Source organism: Salinimicrobium oceani (genome assembly GCF_012037645.1).
The window spans coordinates 1-622 of record NZ_JAAVJR010000209.1; the positions used below are offsets into that span (position 1 = coordinate 1).

The 622-nt window shown below is 39.1% G+C and carries 1 protein-coding gene; it reads left to right on the forward strand.

All coding sequences use genetic code 11. The annotated features are described in order from the left end of the window. Positions 1-235 precede the first annotated feature (235 nt). Positions 236-622, forward strand: a 387-nt coding sequence (locus HC175_RS16305; RefSeq protein ID WP_168139444.1) for a hypothetical protein, incomplete at its 3' end; no start/stop codon positions are given.

The following is a 622-nucleotide window of genomic DNA, read 5'->3' on the forward strand; positions in this document are numbered from 1 at the left end:
TCCTACGTTAGGATTCCCAATAATGTTTACAAAACCTGCTTTATGAGCCATCTTCAATTTTTCGTAAAGATAGCTATTTTTGGTGGGCAGTGGGCAGTGCTCAGTGGTCAGAGGATTTTGGAAGAATAGTAATTAACTTGAAGTTTAAGTCTCGCCCCCTTTTAACAGAGAATTACAACTCCCTGAACTTCACTTTTGTATTTTTGAAAGTAATAACCTTCAAAACCAACTAAAAATGAAAAAATTCATGATCCTTATCTTCAGCATGAGCCTTCTGGTGGCATGTGGAGATAGTGAAAAAGAAAGCCTTTCCAATGAACTGGATGAGCTAATGGCCGAGAATGACAGCATTCAGCAGGTACATTCAGAATTTAAGACAACTCATCAAAGAATGCAGCAAAGCCACCGGGAACTTTCCCAGCAGTTAGAAACTATGCAGGTTTCAGATTCTTCTTATTTTGAACAAATGGCTCAAAATGAGGTGATCCTTAAAAAACATGAAGGCCTGCTGGCGGGGCATGAAAAGATGATGGAGGGACATAAGGACCTGAAAAATGACTTCGGAAATCTTACAAGTGAAGAAATGAAGGCTCAAATAGAACAGATGAGGAAAGTTCATAGC